This is a genomic window from Eubacterium sp. 3_1_31, assembly GCF_964249515.1.
In the GTDB taxonomy this organism is placed as follows: Bacteria; Bacillota_I; Bacilli_A; order Erysipelotrichales; family Erysipelotrichaceae; genus Longicatena; species Longicatena caecimuris.
This window is the reverse complement of the sequence record NZ_CAXUBY010000083.1, coordinates 1-5,355: the sequence shown is the minus strand read 5'-3', so window position 1 is coordinate 5,355 and position 5,355 is coordinate 1. Positions and strand designations below refer to the sequence as shown.

At 37.7% G+C, this 5,355-nt stretch carries 4 protein-coding genes; 1 reads left to right on the top strand and 3 read right to left on the bottom strand.

Going from position 1 to position 5,355, the window contains the following annotated elements:
- Positions 1-350 precede the first annotated feature (350 nt).
- From ACESSZ_RS16245 to ACESSZ_RS16235, 3 genes are all read right to left on the bottom strand, one after another.
- Entirely contained in the window at positions 351-716 is a 366-nt protein-coding gene (locus tag ACESSZ_RS16245) for a hypothetical protein (protein WP_499842901.1), read from the bottom strand.
- 502 nt (positions 717-1,218) lie between these two features.
- The gene (locus ACESSZ_RS16240; protein WP_008687208.1) at positions 1,219-3,852 is read right to left on the bottom strand and encodes a heavy metal translocating P-type ATPase; all 2,634 of its coding nucleotides are present in this window, start codon (positions 3,850-3,852) and stop codon (positions 1,219-1,221) included.
- 45 nt (positions 3,853-3,897) lie between these two features.
- Positions 3,898-4,161, bottom strand: a complete 264-nt coding sequence (locus ACESSZ_RS16235; RefSeq protein WP_008687206.1) for a metal-sensing transcriptional repressor — start codon at positions 4,159-4,161, stop codon at positions 3,898-3,900.
- 252 nt (positions 4,162-4,413) lie between these two features.
- Between ACESSZ_RS16235 and ACESSZ_RS16230 the strand changes: the two genes are divergently transcribed.
- A complete protein-coding gene (locus ACESSZ_RS16230) occupies positions 4,414-5,160 on the top strand; it encodes a GNAT family N-acetyltransferase (protein ID WP_008687204.1) in 747 nt (248 codons plus the stop codon).
- The last annotated feature ends 195 nt before the right edge of the window (positions 5,161-5,355 follow it).

The following is a 5,355-nucleotide window of genomic DNA, read 5'->3' as shown; positions in this document are numbered from 1 at the left end:
GAATGGTTTTCTATACTCCAAAATGCTTGAAAGTATAGTGGTTATGCGAATAATCCAAAATTAGATATAAAAATTAGGTAAAAATCTTTATATTAATTTAGTATCGGGGTATTATATCGTAATTAATTTTAAAAATGTAACCTTTGCCTATAAAATCATGGAAACCATAGAAAACTATCTAAATGGTTCAAATGAATCAAGTGTATCGATCAACGTTCAGGATTCTGTCATTACCTTTGGTGATGATAGTCCTATTTATGGGAATGCGAAATGAAAGATATAAAAATCGAACATAGCGTGGTTAGTGTTGGAGATAATAGCCCGATTTATATTCACAGTGAACAAGCTATTCAATGGCAAACATTAGAAGATGATTGTTTTAATTTACTATCGAAATTAGCGGTAGAAGATATACAAAGATTTTTACCTAATTTTTTATTCCCTTGAACAATACAATAAATATAAAATGCACTTAAACCAATGACAATGGTTCCTACCAAAGGTTGATAAGAAAGTAATGCAAGTCCTATGATAAAACCTATGAAAACGCCGATCGTAATTCCTTTCTTTTTTGGTTCAACCATGGATATACTTTCAATATTACATACTTGAATAATACGGCTGTTTAATTCAATAATGTTTTTATTAATTTTGAAAGAATCCGTTATAATTTCTAATTCATTGTCTTGCGTACTGAATAATTGTTTCAATTCCATTGCTTTTTCCTCCCTCTATAAGGGCATTATAAAAATTTCATAGGTTAATTCAATATATTTTTTATTTTCTTATATTTTCTGAAAAATTCCCTTTGGTAATTATTTTTTTAGATGGCTAAGATACATTTATTTATCATAAACAATTAACGAAAAAGATTTTTCATAAGGACACAAATGGCTTAAAGGAATTTATGAAAAAACACGCTGAGTTATTAACTTCTAATATTATCAGTGCTATTGTCTCTCAATATTTCATACAATTTCTTTCATCTTTATAAGGTATCTTATAATGTATCTTGAAGGTATACAGGAAGTATTCAGAAGTAAAAAGTCATTTGTCATTCCTCATATCATGCCTATCCTAAACGTCATCGCCTGAACGTCAGATTCTAAACAACAGGTTCTTAACAACAAATTCTAAACAACAAATTCTAAACGACCAGTTCTAAACAACAAATTCTAAATAGAAAAGCTCTCCTTTCTGTGAGAGCTTTTCATGTTATTATTTGAAATTACGCAAACGTAACGCATTTGATACGACTGATACCGAACTAAATGCCATCGCTGCACCGGCAAATACTGGTGATAGCAGTATACCAAAGAACGGATACAAAATACCTGCGGCAATCGGAATACCAATGCTGTTATAGAAGAATGCCCAAAATAGATTTTGCTTGATATTGCGGATAACCGCTTTGGATAAGCGAATCGCTGTTGCGACATCCTCAATACTATCTTTCATCAAAACGATATCGGCACTTTCAACAGCTACATCACTGCCGCTTCCTATCGCAATACCAACTTCACTTTGCGTTAAAGCAACAGCATCATTGATTCCATCGCCAACCATCGCAAGCGTATGGCCTGCCTTTTGTAATCGTTCGACTTCCTTTCCTTTTTCATCCGGTAATACCTGTGCAATCACATGGGTAATGCCTGCTGAAGAAGCAATGGCCTGCGCTGTGATTTCATTATCTCCGGTTAGCATATACACATCTATATGAGCGTCCTGCAATTGTTTGACGACTGCTTTCACTTCCGGTTTGATCTTATCGGCAATGGCAATAATCCCTTGTACCTCTTCATTCCTTGCGACCCAAACGACGGTTTTACCACTTTGCAGATACGTCTGTTCCTGTGCTTCATAAACGGCGGTCGCAATCTGCATTTCCTGCATGAATTTACGACTTCCTACCAATAATCTGCCATCATCCATCTCTGTGCTTAAGCCTAAACCGTTATGTGTTTGTACATGGGATAAGGTTTCATAGGATAGCTGCAATTCTTCTGCCTTTGTTAAGATGGCAGTAGCAAGGGGATGCTTAGAGCCTTGTTCCAGCATAGCCGCAAATGTTAATACCTTATGTTCATCCTGTTGTGTCGCAACATCTGTTACTACCGGTTTCCCTATGGTAAGAGTTCCTGTCTTATCAAAGACAATGGTATCAATCGTGCTTGCTGTTTCCAAAGCTTCTCCGCTTTTAATAAAGATACCTAACTGAGCGGCTTTGCCTGTACCTACCATAATGGCGGTTGGGGTTGCCAAACCTAATGCACATGGACAAGCTATTACCAACACACTCACGAAAATAGTTAAAGCAAAGGCGAAATCTTGCGTCACCATGTACCAGATAATAGCAGCCACTATTGCGATGCTCATGACCGTTGGGACAAAGAATAAAGAAATACGATCGGCAATACGGGCAATAGGTGCCTTTTTCCCTTGGGCTTCTTCAACCATATGAATGATCTTTGCTAATGTGGTATCTTCTTGTGTAGCACTACAACGCATTAAAATACGTCCATCTAAATCAATGGTTCCCTGCTGCAGCTTATCACCTACTGTTTTCTTAACCGGCATGCTTTCTCCGGTAAGCATGCTTTCATCAACGTTAGCACTACCTTCCAACAAGATGCCATCCACTGCCATATGTTCTCCCGGTTTTACGACCAAGGTATCCCCGACACTAACTTCTTCAATCTGAATGAGGATTTCTTTACCTTCTCGCCAAAGCGTAGCCGTCTGTGGGCGAAGTTGCAACAATGCCTGAATAGCACCGGTGGATTTCTTCTTGGATATGCTTTCCAAATGCTTGCCAAACTGCACCAATGCCACAACAACACCGGCACCTTCAAAATACAAAGCATGGACGGCATGGACATTGCCTTGATAAATTTGCATAAGAGATACCAAAGAATAAAGATATGCACTTCCGGTACCAATCGCTACCAGTGTATCCATATTCGGTGCCTTATGCAGCAACGCCTTGATCCCTCTGGTAAAGAAATGATGTCCACTGATCAAGATGATCGTTGCTAACACAAATTGGATACCTGCGAAATTAAAAGGATGCGTCTTATAAGAAATAATGTTTGGCAAAGGCAATTCAATACTTCCCAACATATGGGACATACCGATATATAAGAGGAAAAAAGCCAAGACCAGTGTACCGTAAACATGTAACTTTTCATAAGAGCGTTTTTCTTTTTCGATTGTTTTTTCCACATGTAAGTGACCTTTAAAACCGGCTTTTTGAATCGCTTCTAGAATTTCACTGAGTTTAATACGCTTTTTATCATAACGAACTTCCGCTTGATTCATCACAAGATTCACATCCGCCTGTAAGATACCATCTTTTTTACGCAACACTCGCTCAATACTGGCACTGCAAGCCGCACAGCTCATGCCTTCGATATCCAACACTACCTGCTCTTCTTCGTTTTCCTCTTCCAAAATAAAACCGGCCTTTTCCAAAGCTTCTTTCCAAGCCTTAAAGTTTTTTTCATGATACGTTATCGTCACATTGTTCATGATGAGATTTACACTGGCATCTTCTACCTCATCGAATCGTTTTAAGATGCGTTCTACGGATGCACTGCAGGCTGCACAGCTCATACCTTTTACTGTCCATGTCTGCATTTGCGCATCACTTTTTTCCAGCAATTGATACCCACCTTTTTCCACAGCTTTCTGCATATCCGCAAAAGCCGGCAAATCCTCACCTTCAACAACGACTTCTTCTAGTACAAGATTTACCTGCGCACTGGTTACGCCATCCATTCTTTTTAATATTCGTTCAACAGCTGACGCACAAGCCGAGCAGCTCATACCGCCAATCTGATAAGTCTTTTTCATAGTATACCTCCTAGCAACATCCACTTTTTAACAGCATCACATGGGCTATTTCAAAAGAATAGCTAAAACATCCTCAATTTCCTGAAGTTTTTCATCAGAATCACCTGTTGCAATCGCTGTTTTTACACATGTGTGCAAATGCCCACTTAGTATATGCAGATTTGCTTTCTTTAACAGTGACTGACTGGCCATGATTTGATTTGAAATGTCGATACAATAGCGTTCATCCTCAATCATACGGATGATGCCATCGATCTGTCCTCTGGCTGTTTTTAGATTCTGTAATGCTTTTTTTCTTTCCGGTGTCATAAAGTTACCTCCCCCCAGGGGTGCTGGGTTCATGCTTATTATAAAAGAGGGGAATTGATAAGTCAACGCTAATGCCTACTGCCCTTTCAACATGCAGGTGGTACTCTTACAAATAGGTATATTCATAAGGGTAATAACTTTTAAAGCCTTATTTTATCACCTTATCATTAGGTAAAGAAGTTTATTTTCTTGTAAGTTTATCCATATCAAGTTATACTATTCGTACTGGAAAGTATTTATGAGGGAATAAGTATGTGTGCTGAATTTATAAATTTGACAATGGAGAATCTAGCTGATGAACATTTATGCTGCATCATTCGCAGTAAGAAAAAACATCCCGGTGTTGAAGCAAAACGTCTTTGGTTACAACAACGTTTAAAGGAAGGTCATACCTTTCGTAAACTTAATAAAAAAGCAACTGTCTTTATTGAATATGCTCCATTAGCATCTGCCTGGGTGCCTATTTGCGGTGAGAACTATATGTATATTTATTGCTTATGGGTAGAAAGTAAAGAAAAAGGCAATGGCTATGGTAAGGCCTTATTAGAGTATTGCATTCAGGATGCTAAAGCGAAAGGAAAATCCGGTATCTGTATGCTTGGAGCAACTAAGCAAAAAGCTTGGCTATCAGATCAAAGTTTTGCCAAGAAATATGGTTTCCAGATTGTCGATACTGCCCATGCATATGAATTGCTGGCTCTCTCCTTTGATGGAACGTTTCCTCACTTTAATGAGACCGCTAAGAAACAGCAGATTGAAAATACCGTATTAACAATATATTATGATATGCAATGCCCTTTTATCTATCAAAAAATTGAAAAGTTGCAACAATATTGTGAAGAACATGCCATACCTGCAACCTTTCTGAAAGTGGATTCCTTACAAGAAGCTAAGCAGCTTCCTTGCGTATTTAATAATTTTGCCGTTTTTTATAAAGGACAATTTCAAACAGTGAATTTATTAGATGTAGCTACTCTGGAAAAAATCTTGAAAAAGTGATCTGCCCCCTGTCAAGTAGACAGGTGAAATAAATAAAATCAGTAATTGATGACTTGTCGTAAAGATAGGTCATCTTTTTCTATAATGTCTTAAATGAACAATATCCAATAGAAGTAAATAGTGTCTGCTGATTAAGCAGCTATCTGTAACTTCCAACTCTTATATCTGTTCCGGTCATACCAGAATCGGAACAGA

Coding starts and splice junctions, on each gene's coding strand:
- ACESSZ_RS16245 (WP_499842901.1), bottom strand. CDS start 716: ATGGAATTGAAACAATTATTCAGTACGCAAGACAATGAATTAGAAATT.
- ACESSZ_RS16240 (WP_008687208.1), bottom strand. CDS start 3,852: ATGAAAAAGACTTATCAGATTGGCGGTATGAGCTGCTCGGCTTGTGCG.
- ACESSZ_RS16235 (WP_008687206.1), bottom strand. CDS start 4,161: ATGACACCGGAAAGAAAAAAAGCATTACAGAATCTAAAAACAGCCAGA.
- ACESSZ_RS16230 (WP_008687204.1), top strand. CDS start 4,414: ATGTGTGCTGAATTTATAAATTTGACAATGGAGAATCTAGCTGATGAA.